Below are 20,615 nucleotides of genomic sequence, written 5' to 3' on the forward strand. Positions count from 1 at the left end.
ACACCTTAAATAAGAGCCTGCGTTTCAGGGAAGCCGAAACGAATATTTGCACACTGCATTGCCTGTGCGGCAGCGCCTTTGAGTAAGTTATCTTCCGCGGCGACCACAATCAGGTGCTCGCCCTGCACGGCAAAGCCGATGTCGCAGAACGGCAGGCCAACCACGTTTTTCAATGCCGGCACGCCTTTGTCGTACAGACGCACCAGCGGTTTATCCGCGTATGCCTGCGTGAAGGCCTCGCTCACCTGCGCCTGGGTCACGCCCGGCTTCAGGCGGCAGGTAATGGTTTCGAGGATCCCGCGCGGGAAGCTGCCGAGGTGCGGGGTAAAAATCACCTCCGCGCCCAGATGCGTGGTGATTTCAGGGTGATGACGGTGATTGAACACGCCATACGGCTGAAGGCTCACTTCGCAGAAGCTGTTGGAGATAGCGGCCTTGCGCCCTGCTCCGCTCACGCCGCTGGTGGCGTTGATCACCGGCCACTGGTGCAGATCCAGCAGACCGGCGTCGATCAATGGCTTCAGCGAGAGCTGCGCCGCCGTCGGGTAGCAGCCCGGCACGGCAATCAGGTTCGCTTCTTTCAGTTTATCGGCGCTCCACTCCGCCAGGCCGTACACCGCTTTTTCAAGCAGATCCGGATGCTGATGGGTGAAACCGTAATATTTTTCGTAGAACGCGCTGTCGTTTACGCGAAACGCGCCGGAGAGATCGAAGACCACGCAACCGGCTGCCAGAAACTGCGGCGCCAGGTCGTGACTGACCTCGTGTGCGGTGGCTAAAAACACCACGTCAACGCCGTCGGTAAACTCGCTGATGTCAGACATGGCCTGCAAAGGCAAATCAACCACGCCCTTAAGTTGTGGATGCAAATCGGAAATTAACTTTCCGGCATCATTGCTTTGCGCTGACACGGTCAAAGCGGTTATGGTCATATGTGGGTGGCGATTCACGTAGCTTACAAGCTCTGCGCCCGCATAACCGCTAGCGCCTACAATCAGCGTATTCAACATCGGGTTCCTTTATGCTCAACGTTAATGTATTTTTATTCACATTTATTGCATGAATATTGATACTATCACGACCTAAGGTGTGTCAACAATGAAAATGAACTTACCGCCATTTATCGAGATTTACCGCGCCCTGATTGCCACACCGTCCATCAGCGCAACGGAAGAAGCGCTGGATCAGAGCAATGAGTCTTTAATCAATCTGCTGGCGGGTTGGTTTAGCGATCTTGGGTTTAACGTTGAGGTTCAGCCCGTCCCCGGAACACGTCACAAATTTAACCTGCTCGCCAGCACCGGACATGGCGCTGGCGGCCTGCTGCTGGCTGGTCACACTGACACCGTGCCGTTTGACGATGGCCGCTGGACCCGCGATCCGTTCACCCTGACAGAGCACGACAACAAGCTCTACGGTCTCGGCACGGCGGACATGAAAGGCTTCTTTGCTTTTATCCTCGACGCGCTGCGTGACGTGGACGTGACAACGCTGAAAAAGCCGCTCTACATTCTGGCGACCGCCGATGAAGAGACCAGCATGGCAGGCGCACGGTATTTCTCTGAAAACACGTCGATTCGCCCGGACTGCGCGATCATCGGTGAACCTACCTCTCTGCAACCGATTCGGGCGCACAAAGGCCATATTTCTACCGCAGTGCGCGTGCTGGGCCAGTCTGGTCACTCCAGCGATCCGGCGCGCGGCGTGAACGCCATTGAGCTGATGCATGACGCGATTGGCCGCATCATGACCCTGCGCGACGATCTGAAAGAGCGCTATCACTACGAGGCGTTCACCGTGCCGTATCCGACGCTGAACCTCGGCAGCCTGCACGGCGGTGATGCGTCCAACCGTATCTGCGCCTGCTGCGAACTGCATATGGATATCCGTCCTCTGCCGGGCATGACGCTGAGCGATCTGGATGGTTTACTGAACGAAGCGCTGGCACCGGTCAGCGAGCGCTGGCCGGGACGTCTGACGGTCTCCGAACTGCATCCGCCGATTCCAGGCTACGAATGCCCGCCTGACCACCAGCTGGTTCAGGTGGTGGAAAAACTGCTCGGGGAGAAAACCGACGTGGTGAACTACTGTACCGAAGCGCCGTTTATTCAGACCCTGTGCCCGACGCTGGTTCTGGGCCCTGGCTCCATCAACCAGGCCCACCAGCCGGACGAATATCTCGAAACCCGCTTCATCAAGCCCACCCGCGAACTCATTACCCAGGTTGTGCATCACTTCTGCTGGCATTAAAACGGCCCCTCACCCTGCCCTCTCCCCAAAGGGGAGAGGGTGTTCAAGTTCCCTCTCCCCTTTGGGGAGAGGGTTAGGGTGAGGGGAGTAAATCCCGCGATCTCCGTCACATTCCCATAAGCATCTCTTATCTGACGCAATACGAATTAAATTTCGTAAATTGCCCGCATTTATTCATCTGCTGAACCGTTTTCGCAGCAATTGACGACGGGGGTTTTACGTGGCTTTATAAAGGGAGATGACAAAATAATGTCCAGAAAATTTTCGCCTGGGCATAAACAAAAATGATGGGGTGACTGGGTTTTTATGAACGAACAATATTCCGCGTTGCGTAGTAATGTCAGTATGCTCGGCAAAGTGCTTGGAGATACCATCAAAGATGCGTTGGGGGAGAACATCCTCGACCGTGTTGAAACCATCCGCAAGCTGTCCAAATCTTCCCGCGCCGGTAACGAGGCCAATCGTCAGGAGCTGCTCACCACCTTGCAGAACCTCTCTAATGATGAGCTACTGCCCGTTGCCCGCGCCTTCAGCCAGTTTCTGAACCTGGCAAACACCGCTGAGCAATACCACAGCATTTCGCCAAAAGGCGAAGCGGCCAGCAACCCGGAAGTCATTGCCCGCACCCTTCGTAAACTCAAAGACCAGCCCAACCTCAACGAAGCGACCATCAAAAAAGCGGTGGAATCCCTTTCGCTGGAGCTGGTGCTGACCGCACACCCAACCGAAATCACGCGTCGTACGCTGATCCACAAAATGGTGGAAGTGAACAACTGTCTGAAGCAGTTGGATAACAAAGACATTGCCGACTACGAACGTAACCAGCTTATGCGCCGCCTGCGCCAGCTGATTGCTCAGTCCTGGCACACCGATGAAATTCGTAAGCATCGCCCAAGCCCGGTCGACGAAGCCAAATGGGGCTTTGCGGTGGTGGAAAACAGCCTGTGGGAAGGGGTGCCAAACTACCTGCGCGAGCTGAACGAACAGCTGGAAGAAAATCTGGGCTATCGCCTGCCGGTCGACTTTGTGCCGGTTCGCTTCACTTCCTGGATGGGCGGCGACCGCGACGGCAACCCGAACGTGACGGCGGAAATCACCCGTCATGTCCTGTTGTTAAGCCGCTGGAAAGCAACCGATCTGTTCCTGAAAGATATTCAGGTGCTGATCTCCGAGCTGTCGATGGTAGAAGCGACGCCGGAACTGCGCGCGCTGGCCGGTGAAGAAGGTGCCAGTGAGCCGTACCGTTTCCTGATGAAAAAACTGCGCGGTCAGCTGATGGCCACGCAGGCCTGGCTGGAAGCGCGCCTGAAAGGCCAGCGCCTGCCGAAGCCGGAAGGTCTGCTGAGCCAGAACGAACAGCTCTGGGAACCGCTGTACGCCTGTTATAAATCGCTTCAGGCCTGCGGGATGGGCATCATTGCCAATGGCGAGCTGCTCGACACCCTGCGCCGCGTGAAGTGTTTCGGCGTGCCGCTGGTGCGTATCGACGTCCGTCAGGAAAGCACCCGTCATACCGAAGCGCTGGGCGAGCTGACCCGCTATCTCGGCATTGGCGACTATGAAAGCTGGTCCGAAGCCGACAAACAGGCGTTCCTGATCCGCGAGCTGAACTCCAAGCGCCCGCTGCTGCCGCGCAATTGGGAGCCAAGCAATGACACCCGCGAAGTGCTCAACACCTGTAAAGCGATCGTGGATGCGCCGAAAGGATCGGTGGCCGCCTATGTGATCTCCATGGCGAAGACCCCGTCCGACGTGCTGGGCGTTCACCTTCTGCTGAAAGAAGCGGGCATCGACTACGCTCTGCCGGTAGCACCGCTGTTTGAGACTCTCGACGACCTGAACAACGCCAACGACGTGATGACCCAGTTGCTGAACATCGACTGGTATCGCGGCTTTATTCAGGGCAAGCAGATGGTGATGATTGGCTATTCCGACTCCGCGAAAGATGCGGGCGTGATGGCAGCCTCCTGGGCGCAGTATCAGGCGCAGGATGCGCTAATTAAAACCTGCGAAAAAGCCGGTATTGAACTGACCCTGTTCCACGGACGCGGCGGTTCAATTGGTCGTGGCGGTGCGCCTGCACACGCGGCGCTGCTCTCCCAACCACCAGGAAGCCTGAAAGGCGGACTGCGCGTGACCGAGCAGGGCGAGATGATCCGCTTCAAGTACGGCCTGCCGGAAGTGACCATCAGCAGCCTGTCGCTCTATACCAGTGCGATCCTGGAAGCCAACTTGCTGCCGCCGCCGGAGCCAAAAGAATCCTGGTGCCGGATTATGGACGAGCTGTCTGACATCTCCTGCGATCTGTATCGCGGCTACGTGCGTGAAAACAAAGACTTTGTGCCTTACTTCCGCTCAGCCACGCCTGAGCAGGAGCTGGGTAAACTGCCGCTCGGCTCGCGCCCGGCCAAGCGTCGTCCTACTGGCGGCGTTGAATCCCTGCGCGCCATTCCGTGGATCTTTGCCTGGACGCAAAACCGTCTGATGCTGCCAGCCTGGCTGGGTGCCGGTGCGGCGCTGCAAAAAGTGGTGGAAGACGGTAAGCAGAGCGAACTGGAAACCATGTGCCGCGACTGGCCATTCTTCTCTACCCGTCTGGGCATGCTGGAGATGGTCTTCTCGAAAGCCGACCTGTGGCTGGCGGAATACTACGATCAGCGTCTGGTGAAACCCGAGCTGTGGGCGCTGGGTAAAGAGCTACGCGAGCTGCTGGAAGGCGACATCAAAGTGGTGCTGGATATCGCTAACGACTCCCACCTGATGGAAGACCTGCCGTGGATCGCCGAGTCTATCCAACTGCGTAACATCTACACCGACCCGCTGAACGTTTTACAGGCTGAACTGCTGCACCGTTCGCGTCTGGCGGAAGAGGAAGGTAAAGAGCCGGATCCGCGCGTTGAACAGGCGCTGATGGTGACGATTGCGGGCGTTGCGGCGGGGATGCGTAACACCGGTTGATCGGTTTTGCCGGGTGGCGCTTACGCTTACCCGGCCTACAATAGGCTTTTCGTAGGCCCGGCAAGCGCCAGCGTCGCCGGGCAATACCCTGGTATCCACACCATGCACCACGATATCCCCCACATCCTGAATGACCTGATCAACGGCACCTTGCCGCTGCGTCAGGTGCATTTCCCCCCTTCGGCTAAACCGCTCCCCCGAACGTCACCTTGCCTCGTGCTTAGCTTTGATACGGCCTGCGAAGCGTTATTTTTTTCATCCGGTAATATTCCGCTTCAACCCGCCTTTTCGCTCAACATTAGCTTCGGCAAGCAACAACTGACTCTTCAGCTCGAGCGCGACAACACGCTTTTGCAACAGCAACAGGTTGCCAGACGCGGGCCGCGAGTGGGCGCATTCCTTTTGCAGACGCTCGCTGAATTGCAAATGCAGCCAGACGATCGGGAAACGGCCAGACTGGTGGTATTAAGTTTGCTCAGCCACTGTCGCGATCTGCTGGGCAGCGATATCCATACCGCCAGCCGCAGCCGTGCATTATTTGAAGCGATTCGTCACTACATCGAAGAACATCACGCCTCTGCACTGACCCGTGAATCGGTGGCGCAGGCGTTTTATATTTCACCGAACTACCTTTCTCATCTTTTTCAAAAAACAGGCAGCGTGGGGTTCAACGAATATCTTACGCAAACACGCCTCGAGCACGCGCGTCAGCTTCTTAAAGGCTACGAGTTTAAAATCAAAGATATCGCTGCAAGCTGCGGATTTACGGACAGTAACTACTTTTGCCGTCTCTTTCGCAAGCACACTGAACGTTCCCCTTCCGAATATCGACGCCAGTATCACAGCCAGCTGATCGCCAAAAAGTAGCATTGTGATCGCTCTCTCACTTCGCCAGGGACATTACATTTATCCAGTATTTGGCAAAATTGACCTGTATTCGCCGCGACTGGGTGCGCCGTATCCTTTATTCAACCTTTCTGACTTAAGGAAAAATAATGGAACTGTACCTGGATACCGCCAACGTGGCAGAAGTTGAACGCCTGGCGCGCATTTTTCCCATTGCGGGCGTGACCACCAACCCAAGCATCGTAGCCGCCAGCGGCGAATCTGTCTGGGAGGTGTTGCCGCGCCTGCAGCAGGCTATCGGCCCGGAGGGCAGGCTGTTTGCCCAAACCATGAGCCGCGACGCCGAAGGAATGGTGGCGGAAGCAAAACGGCTGAACAATGCCCTGCCGGACATCGTGGTAAAAATTCCCGTCACTGCACAGGGGCTCATCGCGATTAACGCGCTGAAGAAAGAGGGAATTACCACGCTGGGAACCGCCGTTTACAGCGCCGCTCAGGGGTTACTGGCCGCGCTGGCAGGAGCGAAATATGTCGCACCGTATGTAAACCGCGTCGATGCGCAGGGCGGTGACGGCATTCGCACGGTACAGGAACTGCAATCCCTGCTGGAACAGCATGCGCCAGAGAGCATGGTGCTGGCTGCCAGCTTTAAAACGCCGCGCCAGGCGCTGGATTGCCTGTTGGCAGGATGTGAGGCAATCACGCTTCCCTTAGACGTAGCGCAACAAATGCTCGGCACGCCAGCGGTAGAGTCAGCCATAGAGAAGTTCGAGCAGGACTGGAAAAACGCGTTTGGTAACCTCAACCTCTAAGGGAGAAATGTTATGGACCGTATCATTCAATCGCCGGGGAAGTACATCCAGGGCGCTGATGTTCTCACTCGTCTCGGCGACTACCTGAAGCCGCTGGCGGCTCGCTGGCTGGTGGTAGGCGATAAATTTGTGCTGGGTTTTGCCGAAGAAACCCTGCGTCAGAGTTTTAAAAAAGCCGGACTCCATGCCGAAATTGCACCGTTTGGCGGCGAATGTTCGCAAAATGAAATCGATCGCCTGAAAAAACTGGCCGACAGTACCGACTGCCTGGCGGTGCTGGGTATCGGGGGCGGAAAAACGCTGGATACCGCCAAAGCGCTGGCGCACTTTATGGACGTGCCGGTGGCTATTGCCCCGACCATTGCCTCCACCGATGCGCCGTGCAGTGCCCTTTCCGTGATTTATACCGACAGCGGCGAGTTCGATCGCTACCTGATGCTGCCGCACAACCCGAACATGGTGATTGTCGATACCAGGGTGGTGGCGGGCGCACCTGCGCGCCTGCTGGCCGCCGGGATTGGCGATGCCCTGGCAACCTGGTTTGAAGCGCGCGCCTGTTCGCGTAGCGGCGCCACGACCATGGCGGGTGGCAAGTGCACGCAGGCAGCGTTAGCGCTGGCTGAACTGTGCTACAACACGCTGGTTGAAGAGGGCGAGAAAGCGATGCTGGCGGCGGAACAACACGTGGTGACGCCTGCTCTGGAACGCATTATTGAAGCCAACACCTATCTGAGCGGCGTGGGCTTTGAAAGTGGCGGGCTGGCGGCGGCACACGCCATTCACAATGGCATGACGGCGGTGCCGGATGCGCACCATTTCTACCACGGTGAAAAAGTGGCATTTGGTACGCTGACGCAACTGGTACTGGAGAACGCGCCGGTAGAAGAAATCGAAACCGTTGCGGCGCTGTGCCATAGCGTCGGGCTGCCAATTACGCTGGCGCAGCTGAATATCAAAGAGGATATTCCGGCTAAAATGCGGCTGATCGCGGAGGCGTCCTGTGCCGAAGGGGAAACCATTCACAACATGCCTGGCGGCGTAACGCCGGATCAGGTCTATGCGGCGCTGCTGGTGGCGGACCAGTATGGACAGCGATTCTTGCAGGAGTGGGAGTAATAGAAAAACCGGGTAGCGCTGCGCTTACCCGGCCTACATGGCACTTTAATTTGTAGGCCGGGTAAGGCGTAGCCGCCACCCGGCACAAGGGTTACTTCACGTCAAACCGATCCAAATCCATCACTCGCGCCCATACGGCAACGAAGTCGCGGACGAACTTCTCTTGTGCATCGCTGCTGGCGTAAACTTCGGCCAGCGCGCGGAGGACAGCGTTGGAACCGAAGACCAGATCGGCGCGGGTGGCGGTATATTTCACTTCCCCGCTGGCGCGATCGCTACCGGCAAACAGCTCGTTTGAGTCGTCGGTCGCTTTCCACTGGGTGTTCATATCCAGCAGATTGACGAAGAAGTCGTTGCTCAGCACGCCCTCGCGGTTAGTAAACACGCCATTCTTGCTGCCATCGAAGTTTGCACCCAGTACGCGCAAACCGCCGATCAACACCGTCAGTTCCGGCGCGGTCAGGGTCAACTGCTGGGCTTTGTCGATCAGCAGCGACTCCGTGGTGGACACATCCACCTGCGCGCGATAGTTACGGAAACCGTCGGCAATCGGTTCGAGCAGGTTAAACATCTCGATATCCGTCTGATCCTGACGCGCATCCACACGACCTGGAGTGAACGGTACGTTGACGTAAACGCCTGCCGCTTTCGCCGCCTGCTCAACGCCCACGACACCCGCCAGCACAATGATATCGGCCAGTGACGCTTTGTTGGTGGTGCGCTGGATCGCTTCCAGAGCCGGTAATGCCCGCACCGCCGCGGCGTTAACGTCCCAGTCGCGCTGAGGTGCCAGCGCCAGACGCGCGCCGTTAGCGCCGCCACGCTTGTCGCCGCCGCGGAAGGTCGATGCCGACGCCCAGGCCACGGAAACCAGCTCGCTCACGGAGAGACCCGAGGCCGCGATTTCCGCTTTCAGGCTTTCAATATCTTCCTGCGTCGGATGGAACACCGGCTGAGGCAGCGGATCCTGCCAAATCAGATCTTCTTTCGGTACTTCCGGGCCGATGTACCGCGCTTTTGGCCCCATATCGCGGTGGGTCAGCTTGAACCACGCGCGCGCAAAGGCTTCGTTGAAGGCCTGCGGATCGTTCAGGAAACGACGAGAAATTTTCTCGAATTCCGGATCAAAACGCAGCGTCAGGTCGGTGACCAGCATGGTTGGCTTGCGTTTTTTCGACGGGTCGAACGGGTCAGGCATAATTTCCGGCGCATCCACCGCTTCAAACTGTATTGCGCCCGCCGGGCTACGCGTCTGCACCCATTCGTATTTGAACAGGTTCTCGAAGAAATAGTTGCTCCACTGGGTTGGGGTTTGAGACCAGATAACTTCCAGCCCGGAGGTGATGGCGTCAGCGCCAATACCGGTGCCGTGCGTGCTGGCCCAGCCCAGGCCCTGCGCTTCAATAGGCGACGCTTCAGGGTCAGTGCCCACGTGCGTGGCTTCGCCTGCACCGTGCGTTTTACCGAGCGTATGGCCGCCTGCAATAAGCGCAACGGTCTCTTCGTCATTCATGCCCATGTTGCCAAAGGTAGCGCGGATCGCCGCCGCCGCAGACAGCGGTTCACCACTGGCGTTTGGCCCTTCCGGGTTAACGTAAATCAGGCCCATTTCTGTGGCGGCCAGCGGGCGCTTCGCCAGCGCTTCCGGGTCACGGTGAGTCAGCCAGGCTTTTTCATCGCCCCAGTTCACGTCCAGATCCGGTTCCCAGACGTCTTCACGCCCGGCACCGAAACCAAAGGTGCGGAAGCCGGAGTTCTCCAGCGCCACGTTACCCGCGAGGATAAACAGGTCGGCCCAGGAGATTTTTTGTCCGTATTTTTGCTTAATTGGCCACAGCAGACGGCGAGCCTTATCCAGGCTGACGTTGTCAGGCCAGGAGTTCAGCGGCGCAAAACGCTGCTGACCGCGACCGGCACCGCCGCGACCATCAACGGAGCGATAGGTACCCGCACCGTGCCAGGCCATACGGATAAACAGGCCCGCATAGCTGCCCCAGTCGGCAGGCCACCACGGTTGTGAGTCGGTTAACAGTGCTTTGAGATCGCCCTTAAGGGCGGAATAGTCGAGCTTACTGAATTCTTTGCGGTAGTCGAAGTCTTCACCCAGAGGGTTTGAACGGCTGGAGTGTTGATTAAGTAAATCGATGCGGAGTTGTTTAGGCCACCACTCTTTGCTGCCGGTACCTGCACCCGCGCTGTGATCGACGCCGCCCTGGTGGAACGGACATTTGCCGGCGGATGCCGCGTTATTGGTCTCGTCTGACATGCTCATCGCTATGCTCCCTTTACAGTGTTACCGTTACGATATACACCACTAGCGATAAGAGATAGTTGAATTAATCCACAGATTCGATAGCTAATACCTTTTAACTTTCTGTTCGAGTAAAAATCCCTCACTTTATGAGGGTTTTTTACTTTATAACACCGGGCGGACACCCAGCGTATGGCAAATGGCGTAACTCATCTCCGCGCGGTTAAGCGTATAGAAGTGGAAATCCTTCACCCCTTCACGGCTTAAAATCTTCACCATATCCATCGCGATATTGGCCCCCACCAGCTTGCGTGTTTCCGGGTCATCGTCCAAACCTTCGTACATTTTGGACATCCACAGCGGAATGCGCACGTTGGTCATATCCGCGAATTTCTTCGCCTGTTTGAAGTTCGAGACCGGCAGAATGCCAGGGATGATTTCGACATCAATACCCGCCGAGACGCAGCGGTCGCGAAAGCGTAAATAGCTTTCCACATCAAAGAAGAACTGAGTAATGGCGCGATTGGCACCTGCGTCCACCTTACGCTTCAGGTTAAGCAGATCCGCCTGGGCGCTTTTCGCTTCCGGGTGAACTTCCGGGTAAGCGGCAACGGAAATATCAAAGTCAGCAACGTCTTTCAGCAGGGCAACCAGATCGGTGGCGTACATGTCCGGCTTACCGCTCCCCGGCGGCAGGTCGCCGCGCAGGGCAACGATATGACGAATGCCGTTGTTCCAGTAGTCCTGAGCAATCGCGCGCAGTTCATCAGGGGTGGCGTCGATACAGGTGAGGTGCGGTGCCGCTTCCAGACCGGTTCGGTCTTTAATGCCCTTAATGATGCTGTGCGTGCGGTCACGCTCACCGGAGTTGGCGCCGTAGGTTACGGAGACGAACTTCGGCTTCAGGCTGCTCAGGCGATCGATAGAGCTCCACAGGGTTTGCTCCATTTCACTGGTGCGCGGCGGGAAAAATTCAAAAGAGACGTTAATCTGGCCGTTTACTTCGGCCAGGCTCTGATTCAGGGCTTCCCGCTGGTTGGCGTGAAAAAAGCTCATACCTTACCTCTATCTTTCGCGTGTCATTGTTTGTTGTGTTGTGAACTTCTATACGTTTAGACGTCCAGATGTAAAAATGACGGAAAAGCGGGATGACGTCAACAGAAATAATCAACATTAACGGTGAGGTTTGTTCAGGGAAGATGAAGGGCGTTCATGATGGGGGGTGAGAAGGCCCCTCACCCCAGCCCTCTCCCCAAAGGGGCGAGGGGGGAAAGACCGCACCGAGCAGTCCCCTCTCCCCTAAGGGGAGAGGGTTAGGGTGAGGGGTTACAGTAGCTTAGCCAGGCGATTAATGTCGGACTGAATGGCTCCGGCGGTCACATCGCGTCCCGCACCCGGGCCACGGATCACCAGCGGGTTATCGCGGTACCAGCGGCTTTCGATGGCGAAGACGTTATCGCACGGCAGCAGCGCCGCCAGCGGATGTTCAGGACGTACCGCCTCCACGCCCACGCGCGCTTTACCGTTCGCCTCGAAGCGCGCCACGTAACGCAGCACCAGGCCCATCTCGTTTGCCGCTTCCAGACGTTGCACCATCTGCTCGTTCAGCTCGTCGCCGTTCTCAAAGAAGTGATCGACAGATCCTTCCTCGCAGCCCGCAGGCACCAGAGACTCAACGCGTACCTGACCCGGCTCAATGTCGTAGCCCGCTTCACGCGCCAGGATCACCAGCTTGCGCATCACGTCTTTACCGGCAAGGTCAACGCGCGGATCCGGCTCGGTTAAGCCCTGCTGCCACGCCTGATCCACCAGGTCGGTGAACGGCACGGTGCCGTCAAATTGCAGGAACAGCCAGGAGAGCGTGCCGGAGAAGATCCCGCTCAGCGCCAGAATGCTGTCGCCGCTATCAATCAGATCGCGCACGGTATGGTTAACCGGCAGACCTGCGCCAACGGTGGCGTTATACAGCCAGTGACGACCCGTTTTTTCGAACGCGTCGTGGATCTGGCGATATTTATCAGTGCTGCTCGCGCCTGCCAGCTTGTTGGCGCTGATGACGTGGAACCCGTGGCTGGCAAAATCCAGATACTGATCGGCCAGTTGCTCGCTGGCGGTAACGTCCAGCACCACCAGATCGTCGTACGGGTGCGCGCGCATCCACAGGAAAAGCGACTCTTCGTCCTGCTCAACCGCTTCATCGTTAAAGAAGGCCAGCGCCCGACTGGCGTCCAGCCCTTCGTAGTTCAACAGGCTGCGGCGGCTGTCCACCACGCCTGCCAGAATAAACTCAAATCCGGTACGCGCCGAAAGCGTCACCTGCTCGCGGGCGAATAGCTCCAGCCAGCGGGAACCGATGTTCCCTTTCCCGAACAGTACCAGGCCGATGCGTTTTTCCGCACGGAACAGGGAGGTGTGCAGGCCCTGAATCAGGCTTTCGGTTGGCCCCTTGCGCAGAACGGCAACCAGGCTGATGCCCTCTTCCGACTGCCAGGTGAACTCCACCGGCTGCCCTTTCAGCTGCTGCCAGAAGCGGTGGCAGTGCAGCGGGTTACGGGTGACGCCCGCGCCCACCATTGCCACCAGCGCCAGTCCCTGACGCAGGCGAAGCTCGCCCGGCAGTCCCGCTTCATCCAGAATCTTCAGGGCGCTGTCCACCACTTCAGCGGTATAGCAGAACTGCAACAGCTGGCGATCGTTATGCACGCCAACGGCCAGCGGACGCACCTGGGCACGTTTCAGGATGGTGTCGATATCTTTGTGCGCCAGTTTGAAATCCTGGCCCGCAGGCACCTGGAACTCAATCAGGCAGATGTCATCGTGGCTGGTGACAATGCGCGCGCCCGTACCGGATGCCAGCACGCGCTCGATGCGAGTGGAACCCTGATCCGGCGTGTAGCTACAGCGTAGTTGCAGGTCGATGTCGCTGCCGGAAACCGGCTGTAGCGTGCGCGCGTGCAGCACTGGTGCCGCCAGACGCGCCAGCTCGCTCGCTTCGTCGAGACGCAGCAGCGGCAGCAGGCAGGCATCTTTTACTTTGCGCGGGTCCGCGCTGTAGACACCGGCCACGTCGCTCCAGATGGTGACGCGGGACACGCCCGCCAGGGCGCCAATCTGCGTTGCCGAGTAGTCAGAGCCGTTACGGCCCAGCAGTACGGTTTCACCTGCGTTGCTGCGACTGATAAAGCCGGTCACCACAATACGTTTACCCGGATGTTGCACCAGCAGCTGTTGCAGCAGCGGGTAGGACAACCCTTCGTCCACCTGCGGCTGTGCGGCGCGTTCGGCACGCAGGAAATCACGCGCGTCGAGCCAGGCGGCTTCCACGCCAAGATGTTGCAGCACGGCGGCCATCAGGCGCGCAGACCACACTTCACCATGGCCAACCACTTCCGCATACACCGCATCGGTAATGCCGCTGTCCAGCAGAGCTGCCAGACGCTCAAGGTCGTGAGTAAAGGCGCTTATCAGTCCGTCCGCCACGTCCGCAGGCAGCAAACCGGCAATCAGTTCACTCTGGTAACGACGTAAGGACTGTTGCACCTGATGCGCAGAGAGGCGATCGGTCTGGCTCAGTTTCAGCCAGCTAATCAGCTGGTTGGTGGTGCTGCCCGCCGCAGAGACAACCATCATGTCCCCCGGCTGTGAATACTCGGTCATGATCCCTGCGACACGCAGATAACATTTCACATCAGCAAGACTACTACCACCAAACTTGTGCAGCTGACGACCCTTCGCCCCTGCCTGCGCTATCACACTCATGATTACCCCTTGGCTGCGACCCGGAAGCCATTTTCCAGATCGGCAATTAAATCTTCAGAATCTTCAATACCGGTCGAGATACGCAGCAGCGTCTCGGAAATCCCGGCGGCGGCACGTGCTTCGGGTGCCATACCTGCGTGCGTCATGGTTGCGGCGTGGGAGATCAAGCTTTCAACTCCCCCTAAGGATTCCGCCAGCGTAAACAATGACAACCCGCTCAGGAAGCGACGCAGCGTTTGCTCGTCACCGTCCAGTTCAAAACTTAACATCGCGCCAAATCCTTTCTGTTGGCGCGCGGCAATCTCGTGCCCCTGGTTTTCCGGCAGCGACGGGTGATAAAGCTTCTTCACCAGCGGCTGGGTTTTCAGGAAATCCACGATCGCCTGGGCATTACGCTGCGCCACGTCCATACGCGGTGACAGGGTGCGGATACCACGCAGCAGCAAATAGCTGTCGAACGCGCCCGCGGTGACGCCAATGTTATTGGCCCACCATGCCAGTTCAGTGACAACATCAGGATCTTTGGCAATCACCACACCCGCTACCACGTCAGAATGGCCGTTCAGATATTTCGTGCATGAATGCAACACCAGATCGGCACCCAGTGCCAGTGGGTTCTGAAGGGCCGGACTGAGGAACGTATTATCCACTACACTTATCGCTCCCGCATCCCTTGCGAGCTGACAAATTTTCGCAATATCGACTACGCGCAACAATGGATTGCTTGGACTTTCCACCAGAACCAGCTTCGGCTGTTCGGCTAACGCCTGTTTCAGCGCCTGTTCGTCGTTTTGATCGACAAACAACACGCGGTAGCAGCCACGTTTCGCCAGGCTATCAAACAGACGATAGCTGCCGCCGTAGCAGTCGTGCGGCGCCACCAGCAGATCGCCAGGTTTCAGGAACACCGTGGTTACCAGGTGAATGGCAGACATGCCGGTATTGGTTAATACCGCCCCTGCGCCGCCTTCCAGTTCCGCCAGCGCGCGCTGGGTAACGTCACGCGTAGGATTGCCGCGACGCGAGTAGTCATGCGCGCGAGGTTCATTAAATCCGGTGAAATTATAGGTGCTGGAGAGATGAATTGGCGGGACAACGCAGCCGTACTGCTCGTCATCATTCAATCCGCTACGCACTGCGATGGTGGCCTGTTTACGCGTCATGGTGAGGCTTCCTGGCGAATGAGGTGAAAAGTCAGGCACCAGAGTAAACATTGAAAGTATGGACGTCAATACATCTGGACATCTAAACTTCTTTGCGTATAGATTGAGCAATGCGCAAATAGCCGTTAAAATTATATGCTTTAGGACACGCTACAGCGGCAATATCCGTGCCTCGGTATCGTCTCTACGGTAAACTACGAAAGATTACGGTTCAAAACTGATGGTTACCGGTTTTGCACCTTTAGATTAATGACTGAGAGGATTAAAGGTATCTCATGGCTGAATGGAGCGGCGAATATATCAGCCCATACGCTGAGCACGGTAAGAAGAGTGAGCAAGTCAAGAAAATCACGGTGTCCATTCCTCTGAAGGTGTTGAAGATCCTCACCGATGAACGTACGCGTCGTCAGGTGAACAACCTGCGTCACGCCACCAATAGCGAACTGCTGTGCGAAGCGTTCCTGCATGCGTTTACCGGCCAACCGTTGCCGAACGATGACGATCTGCGCAAAGAGCGCAGTGACGAAATTCCAGAAGAGGCGAAGGTGATCATGCGTGAACTGGGTATCGACCCGGATACGTGGGAATACTGATAAGCGGATACAAAAAAGGCACCTTGCGGTGCCTTTTTTTCGGGAAACTTATTTAGCGCCCGGGATGCTGAAACGCTTGTTGAAGCGGTCAACACGGCCACCGGTTGCAACATCACGCTGCTTACCAGTGTAGAACGGGTGGCATTTGCCGCACACGTCCAGGTTCAGATCGTGACCCACGGTAGAGCGGATCTGGATAGAGTTACCGCAAGAGCAGTTTGCAGTAATCATTTCGTATTTCGGGTGAATATCTTTTTTCATGGGAGAACCTCAGTTAAGGCCGCGTCGCTCTTCCAGCCCTAACGCCAGACACCACGCGATGTTGAATGTAAGTTCTTTGGCGTAAAGTACACCAAAGGCGGCGAATCATACAGAATTTAACCAACGTATGCAAACTGATCCGCACGCCGCTTTCACTAATGTGTATACTAACGCGCCACTTTTCAAGTCAGGAAGATTCGATGCCCGTCGCTCACGTTGCCCTGCCCGTTCCGCTTCCCCGCACCTTTGACTACCTGCTGCCCGACAGCATGAGCGCCAAAGCGGGCTGTCGCGTGACCGTGCCGTTCGGTAAACAGCAGCGCGTGGGGATCGTCGTCTCCGTCAGCGATAAAAGCGAGCTGCCGCTTACCGAGCTGAAATCGATCGTTGAAGTGCTGGACGATGAACCTGTTTACTCTCACAGCACCTGGCGACTGCTGTTGTGGGCGGCAGATTATTATCACCATCCTATTGGCGACGTATTGTTCCACGCCCTGCCGATTATGCTGCGTCAGGGTAAGCGCGCCAGCCATGCGCCAATGTGGTACTGGTTTGCCACCGAGCAGGGTCAGGCGGTCGACATTAACAGCCTGAAGCGCTCGCAAAAACAACAGCAGGCGTTGGCCGCGCTACGCCAGGGGAAAATCTGGCGCCATCAGGTCGACGAGCTCGAGGTGAGCGAAACCGCGTTGCAGGCATTAAGGAAGAAAGGGCTGAGCGAGCTGGCCAGCGAAGCACCTGCCCTTCACGACTGGCGCGACGGCTTTTCCGTCTCGGGCGATCGCCTGCGTCTGAATACCGAGCAGGCCACCGCCGTGGGCGCGATTCACAGCGCCGCCGATCGTTTCTCCGCCTGGCTGCTGGCGGGCGTCACCGGCTCCGGTAAAACCGAAGTGTATCTGAGCGTACTGGAAAATGTGCTCGCGCAGGGCAAACAGGCGCTGGTAATGGTGCCGGAAATCGGCCTGACGCCGCAAACCATCGCCCGTTTCCGTGAACGCTTTAATGCGCCCGTTGAGGTTCTGCACTCCGGCCTGAACGACAGCGAGCGCCTCAGCGCCTGGCTGAAAGCGAAAAACGGCGAAGCGGCGATTGTGATTGGCACCCGTTCCTCACTCTTTACGCCGTTTAAAAATCTCGGCGTTATCGTGATCGATGAAGAGCATGACAGCTCCTATAAACAGCAGGAAGGCTGGCGCTATCACGCCCGCGACTTAGCCGTGTACCGCGCCCACAGCGAGCAAATCCCCATTATTCTGGGGTCCGCCACCCCCGCGCTTGAAACGCTGCACAACGTTCGCCAGCGTAAATACCACATGCTGCGCCTGACGCGCCGCGCGGGGAATGCCCGTCCGGCCATTCAGCATGTGCTGGATCTGAAAGGCCAGCAGGTGCAGGCCGGGTTAGCGCCTGCGCTGATTAGCCGCATGCGCCAACATTTGCAGGCGGGCAACCAGGTGATCCTGTTTCTGAACCGCCGCGGCTTCGCGCCTGCGTTGCTGTGCCACGACTGCGGCTGGATTGCCGAGTGCCCGCGCTGCGATCACTACTACACCTTCCACCAGGCTCAGCGCCATTTACGCTGCCACCACTGCGACAGCCAGCGTCCGGTACCCCGTCAGTGCCCGTCCTGCGGCTCAACGCACATCGTGCCGGTGGGTCTGGGGACGGAGCAGCTCGAACAGGCGCTGGCGCCGTTCTTCCCGGATGTACCCATCTCGCGTATCGACCGGGACACCACCAGCCGCAAAGGGGCGCTGGAGCAGCAGCTGGCGGAAGTGCATCGCGGCGGCGCGCGCATCCTGATTGGCACTCAAATGCTGGCGAAAGGGCATCACTTCCCGGACGTGACGCTGGTCGCTCTGCTGGACGTCGACGGCGCGCTGTTCTCCGCGGATTTTCGCTCCGCCGAGCGTTTCGCACAGCTTTATACCCAGGTTGCTGGTCGCGCCGGTCGAGCGGGTAAGCAGGGCGAAGTAGTGCTGCAAACGCACCATCCTGAGCACCCGCTGCTGCAAACGCTGCTGCACAAAGGCTATGACGCCTTCGCCGACCAGGCGCTGGCCGAACGTCAGACGATGCAGCTTCCTCCGTGGACCAGCCACGTCATCATCCGTGCGGAAGATCATAACAACCAGCAGGCGCCGCTATTCCTGCAACAGCTGAGAAATCTCCTGCAGGCCAGCCCACTGGTGGATAATCAGCTGTGGATTTTAGGCCCGGTACCCGCGCTCGCCCCGAAACGCGGCGGCCGTTTCCGCTGGCAACTCTTACTTCAGCACCCTTCGCGTATCCGTTTACAGCAGATCGTCAGCGGCACGCTGGCGCTGATTAATACCCTGCCGGAAGCGCGAAAAGTGAAGTGGGTTCTGGACGTCGATCCGATTGAAGGCTGAAGACGGATCGAAAAATTTAATGCGCCTCACACTTTTTATGAAAATTCTGTAACCGATTCCATTAACTATCTGTAAAAATGGTGCGGTCCGCAGTTCGGTGTTCAGGCGAGGAGAAGACGTTGAAGTCCAGGAAAGAGGTTGCCTCGGCGACCATGAAAGACGTTGCCGAGAAAGCACAAGTCTCAACAGCAACCGTGTCCCGCGCATTGATGAACCCTGACAAAGTCTCCCAGGCGACCCGAAACCGGGTTGAAAAGGCGGCGCTTGAGGTCGGTTATTTCCCGCAAGCCATGGGGCGCAACGTTAAACGCAACGAATCCCGCACCATCCTGGTGATCGTGCCGGACATCTGCGATCCCTTCTTCAGCGAAATCATCCGCGGCATTGAGGTCACGGCCGCCGCCCAGGGCTATCTGGTGCTGATTGGTGATTGTGCCCACCAGAACCAGCAGGAAAAAACGTTCATCGACCTGATCATCACCAAGCAGATTGATGGCATGCTGCTGCTTGGCTCACGCCTGCCGTTTGATGCCAGCATTGAAGAACAGCGCAATTTACCGCCAATGGTCATGGCGAACGAATTCGCGCCGGAGCTGGAGCTGCCGACCGTTCATATCGATAACCTCACCGCTGCGTTCAACGCCGTGAACTATCTTCAGGAGCTGGGGCATAAGCGTATCGGTTGTATTGCCGGACCAGAAGAGATGCCGCTGTGTCATTACCGGTTGCAGGGCTACGTTCAGGCGCTTCGCCGTACCGGGGCTGTTGTCGATCCGCACTACATTGCGCGCGGTGATTTCACCTTTGAAGCGGGCGGGCAGGCGCTGGAAAAATTGCTTGCCTTGCCAGAACCGCCTACCGCGGTCTTCTGCCACAGCGACGTGATGGCGCTGGGGGCGTTATCCTACGCCAAACGTCACGGCCTGCGCGTGCCAAAGGACCTGTCGATAATCGGTTTTGATAATATTTCGCTTTCGGAGTTTTGCGATCCGCCGCTTTCGACTGTTTCGCAGCCGCGGTATGACATTGGCCGGGAAGCGATGCTGCTTTTGCTGGATCAGTTGCACGGTCAAACAGTTAGCAGTGGGTCACGACTACTGGATTGTGAGCTGATTGTGCGCGGCTCTACCCAGGCATTAACTTAAAGTAAATACCTTTCGACACCCTTATCTGGTCAAAGCCCCGTCGCTTAAGTAACATGGCGGGCTGACGAACGAATAAATACAGCGAAACGATAGTGGCACAACGAGATTATGTACGTCGCGGCCAGCCGGCACCTTCGCGACGCAAAAAGAGTAGTTCAAAAAGCAAGCAACGTAGCCTGTCTGCTGTCTCCCCAGCCATGGTCGCCATTGCTGCGGCTGTGCTGGTGGCCTTTATTGGCGGCCTCTACTTCATTACGCATCATAAAAAAGAAGAGTCTGAAGCCCTTCAGGGTAACAAGGTCGTCGGCAACGGCCTTCCTCCGAAGCCTGAAGAGCGCTGGCGCTACATTAAAGAGCTGGAAAGCCGCCAGCCTGGCGTACGTGCGCCTACCGAGCCTTCTGCCGGGGGTGAAGTGAAGAATGCCGATCAGCTGACGGACGAACAGCGCCAGTTGCTCGCTCAGATGCAGGCGGACATGCGCCAGCAGCCTACGCAGTTGAACGAAGTACCGTGGAACGAACAAACCCCGGCGCAGCGTCAGCAAACGTTGCAGCGCCAGCGTCAGGCACAGCAGCAAACGCAACAGCAGCAGTGGACGCAGACGCAGCCGGTACAACAGCCGCGTACACAACCGCAGCAGCAGACGCGTACCGTACAAACGCAGCCTGTTCAGCAGCAGCCGAAAGCCCAGCCGCAGAAGCAAACAGCACAGCCGTATCAGGATCTGTTGCAGACGCCTGCACATACCACTGCGCAACAGCCAAAAACGCAGCAGGCTGCGCCGGTCACTAAAGAGACCGAGGCACCAAAGCAGACGGCTGAGAAAAAAGATGAACGCCGCTGGATGGTTCAGTGCGGTTCGTTTAAAGGCGCTGAGCAGGCAGAAACGGTGCGAGCTCAGCTGGCATTTGAAGGATTTGACTCACGCATTACCACCAATAACGGCTGGAATCGCGTGGTGATTGGACCGGTCAAAGGCAAAGAAAACGCAGACGGCACCATTTCCCGTTTGAAAGTGGCTGGCCACACAAACTGCATTCGACTCGCCTCCGGGGGTTGAAACC

15 protein-coding genes are annotated in these 20,615 nt (G+C 57.4%); 9 read left to right on the forward strand and 6 right to left on the reverse strand.

Features of this window, described 5'->3' with window-relative positions:
* Positions 1-5 precede the first annotated feature (5 nt).
* The gene (gene argC / locus HWQ15_RS07485; RefSeq protein WP_063149392.1) at positions 6-1,010 is read right to left on the reverse strand and encodes an N-acetyl-gamma-glutamyl-phosphate reductase; all 1,005 of its coding nucleotides are present in this window, start codon (positions 1,008-1,010) and stop codon (positions 6-8) included.
* Positions 1,011-1,098: 88 nt separating this feature from the next.
* Between argC and argE the strand changes: the two genes are divergently transcribed.
* From argE to HWQ15_RS07510, 5 genes are all read left to right on the forward strand, one after another.
* On the forward strand, positions 1,099-2,250 hold the full coding sequence (argE, locus tag HWQ15_RS07490) for an acetylornithine deacetylase (RefSeq protein WP_015569956.1): 1,152 nt from the start codon (positions 1,099-1,101) through the stop codon (positions 2,248-2,250).
* Positions 2,251-2,556: 306 nt separating this feature from the next.
* Positions 2,557-5,208: a phosphoenolpyruvate carboxylase gene (gene ppc / locus HWQ15_RS07495; RefSeq protein WP_022649787.1), complete on the forward strand. Its 2,652-nt coding sequence runs from the start codon at positions 2,557-2,559 to the stop codon at positions 5,206-5,208.
* A gap of 102 nt (positions 5,209-5,310) precedes the next feature.
* Positions 5,311-6,075, forward strand: a complete 765-nt coding sequence (locus tag HWQ15_RS07500) for a helix-turn-helix transcriptional regulator (RefSeq protein WP_023298892.1) — start codon at positions 5,311-5,313, stop codon at positions 6,073-6,075.
* A gap of 128 nt (positions 6,076-6,203) precedes the next feature.
* Entirely contained in the window at positions 6,204-6,866 is a 663-nt protein-coding gene (fsa, locus tag HWQ15_RS07505; protein WP_063149393.1) for a fructose-6-phosphate aldolase, read from the forward strand.
* Between the two features lie 12 nt (positions 6,867-6,878).
* The gene (locus HWQ15_RS07510; RefSeq protein WP_023298894.1) at positions 6,879-7,982 is read left to right on the forward strand and encodes a glycerol dehydrogenase; all 1,104 of its coding nucleotides are present in this window, start codon (positions 6,879-6,881) and stop codon (positions 7,980-7,982) included.
* Between the two features lie 91 nt (positions 7,983-8,073).
* Here HWQ15_RS07510 and katG read toward each other — a convergent pair whose 3' ends face one another.
* The 4 genes from katG to metB all read right to left on the reverse strand — a co-directional run bounded on the left by katG (position 8,074) and on the right by metB (position 15,155).
* Positions 8,074-10,254 carry a catalase/peroxidase HPI gene (katG, locus tag HWQ15_RS07515; protein ID WP_046621339.1) on the reverse strand — a complete coding sequence of 727 codons (2,181 nt, stop codon included), beginning with the start codon at positions 10,252-10,254 and terminating at the stop codon, positions 8,074-8,076.
* A gap of 144 nt (positions 10,255-10,398) precedes the next feature.
* Positions 10,399-11,289: a methylenetetrahydrofolate reductase gene (gene metF, locus HWQ15_RS07520; protein ID WP_023307183.1), complete on the reverse strand. Its 891-nt coding sequence runs from the start codon at positions 11,287-11,289 to the stop codon at positions 10,399-10,401.
* A gap of 270 nt (positions 11,290-11,559) precedes the next feature.
* Positions 11,560-13,992 carry a bifunctional aspartate kinase/homoserine dehydrogenase II gene (locus HWQ15_RS07525; protein ID WP_023298896.1) on the reverse strand — a complete coding sequence of 811 codons (2,433 nt, stop codon included), beginning with the start codon at positions 13,990-13,992 and terminating at the stop codon, positions 11,560-11,562.
* 2 nt (positions 13,993-13,994) lie between these two features.
* Positions 13,995-15,155 (reverse strand): cystathionine gamma-synthase, encoded by a 1,161-nt coding sequence (gene metB / locus HWQ15_RS07530; RefSeq protein ID WP_017383102.1) that lies wholly within the window; start codon positions 15,153-15,155, stop codon positions 13,995-13,997.
* Positions 15,156-15,430: 275 nt separating this feature from the next.
* Between metB and metJ the strand changes: the two genes are divergently transcribed.
* Positions 15,431-15,748 carry a met regulon transcriptional regulator MetJ gene (gene metJ, locus HWQ15_RS07535; protein WP_006179183.1) on the forward strand — a complete coding sequence of 106 codons (318 nt, stop codon included), beginning with the start codon at positions 15,431-15,433 and terminating at the stop codon, positions 15,746-15,748.
* 48 nt (positions 15,749-15,796) lie between these two features.
* On the opposite strand, the gene rpmE is transcribed toward metJ, so the two are convergent.
* The gene (rpmE, locus tag HWQ15_RS07540) at positions 15,797-16,009 is read right to left on the reverse strand and encodes a 50S ribosomal protein L31 (RefSeq protein ID WP_003862040.1); all 213 of its coding nucleotides are present in this window, start codon (positions 16,007-16,009) and stop codon (positions 15,797-15,799) included.
* 200 nt (positions 16,010-16,209) lie between these two features.
* Here rpmE and priA point away from each other — a divergent pair, with 200 nt between their 5' ends.
* The 3 genes from priA to ftsN all read left to right on the forward strand — a co-directional run bounded on the left by priA (position 16,210) and on the right by ftsN (position 20,611).
* Positions 16,210-18,405: a primosomal protein N' gene (priA, locus tag HWQ15_RS07545; protein ID WP_045308713.1), complete on the forward strand. Its 2,196-nt coding sequence runs from the start codon at positions 16,210-16,212 to the stop codon at positions 18,403-18,405.
* A 119-nt stretch (positions 18,406-18,524) separates the two neighbouring features.
* A complete protein-coding gene (gene cytR, locus HWQ15_RS07550; protein ID WP_022649794.1) occupies positions 18,525-19,550 on the forward strand; it encodes a DNA-binding transcriptional regulator CytR in 1,026 nt (341 codons plus the stop codon).
* A gap of 92 nt (positions 19,551-19,642) precedes the next feature.
* Complete coding sequence (gene ftsN / locus HWQ15_RS07555; protein ID WP_017383099.1) at positions 19,643-20,611, forward strand: cell division protein FtsN; 969 nt, start codon at positions 19,643-19,645, stop codon at positions 20,609-20,611.
* The last annotated feature ends 4 nt before the right edge of the window (positions 20,612-20,615 follow it).

Origin of the sequence: Enterobacter sp. DSM 30060, from assembly GCF_013375955.1 — a bacterium.
GTDB classification, from domain to species: domain Bacteria; phylum Pseudomonadota; class Gammaproteobacteria; order Enterobacterales; family Enterobacteriaceae; genus Enterobacter; species Enterobacter intestinihominis.

Excerpts from the sequence above, each read along its gene's own strand:
- argE (WP_015569956.1), top strand. The coding sequence starts at position 1,099 with ATGAAAATGAACTTACCGCCATTTATCGAGATTTACCGCGCCCTGATT.
- katG (WP_046621339.1), bottom strand. The coding sequence starts at position 10,254 with ATGAGCATGTCAGACGAGACCAATAACGCGGCATCCGCCGGCAAATGT.
- ppc (WP_022649787.1), top strand. The coding sequence starts at position 2,557 with ATGAACGAACAATATTCCGCGTTGCGTAGTAATGTCAGTATGCTCGGC.
- metF (WP_023307183.1), bottom strand. The coding sequence starts at position 11,289 with ATGAGCTTTTTTCACGCCAACCAGCGGGAAGCCCTGAATCAGAGCCTG.
- argC (WP_063149392.1), bottom strand. The coding sequence starts at position 1,010 with ATGTTGAATACGCTGATTGTAGGCGCTAGCGGTTATGCGGGCGCAGAG.
- HWQ15_RS07510 (WP_023298894.1), top strand. The coding sequence starts at position 6,879 with ATGGACCGTATCATTCAATCGCCGGGGAAGTACATCCAGGGCGCTGAT.
- HWQ15_RS07525 (WP_023298896.1), bottom strand. The coding sequence starts at position 13,992 with ATGAGTGTGATAGCGCAGGCAGGGGCGAAGGGTCGTCAGCTGCACAAG.
- fsa (WP_063149393.1), top strand. The coding sequence starts at position 6,204 with ATGGAACTGTACCTGGATACCGCCAACGTGGCAGAAGTTGAACGCCTG.
- metJ (WP_006179183.1), top strand. The coding sequence starts at position 15,431 with ATGGCTGAATGGAGCGGCGAATATATCAGCCCATACGCTGAGCACGGT.
- rpmE (WP_003862040.1), bottom strand. The coding sequence starts at position 16,009 with ATGAAAAAAGATATTCACCCGAAATACGAAATGATTACTGCAAACTGC.
- HWQ15_RS07500 (WP_023298892.1), top strand. The coding sequence starts at position 5,311 with ATGCACCACGATATCCCCCACATCCTGAATGACCTGATCAACGGCACC.
- metB (WP_017383102.1), bottom strand. The coding sequence starts at position 15,155 with ATGACGCGTAAACAGGCCACCATCGCAGTGCGTAGCGGATTGAATGAT.
- priA (WP_045308713.1), top strand. The coding sequence starts at position 16,210 with ATGCCCGTCGCTCACGTTGCCCTGCCCGTTCCGCTTCCCCGCACCTTT.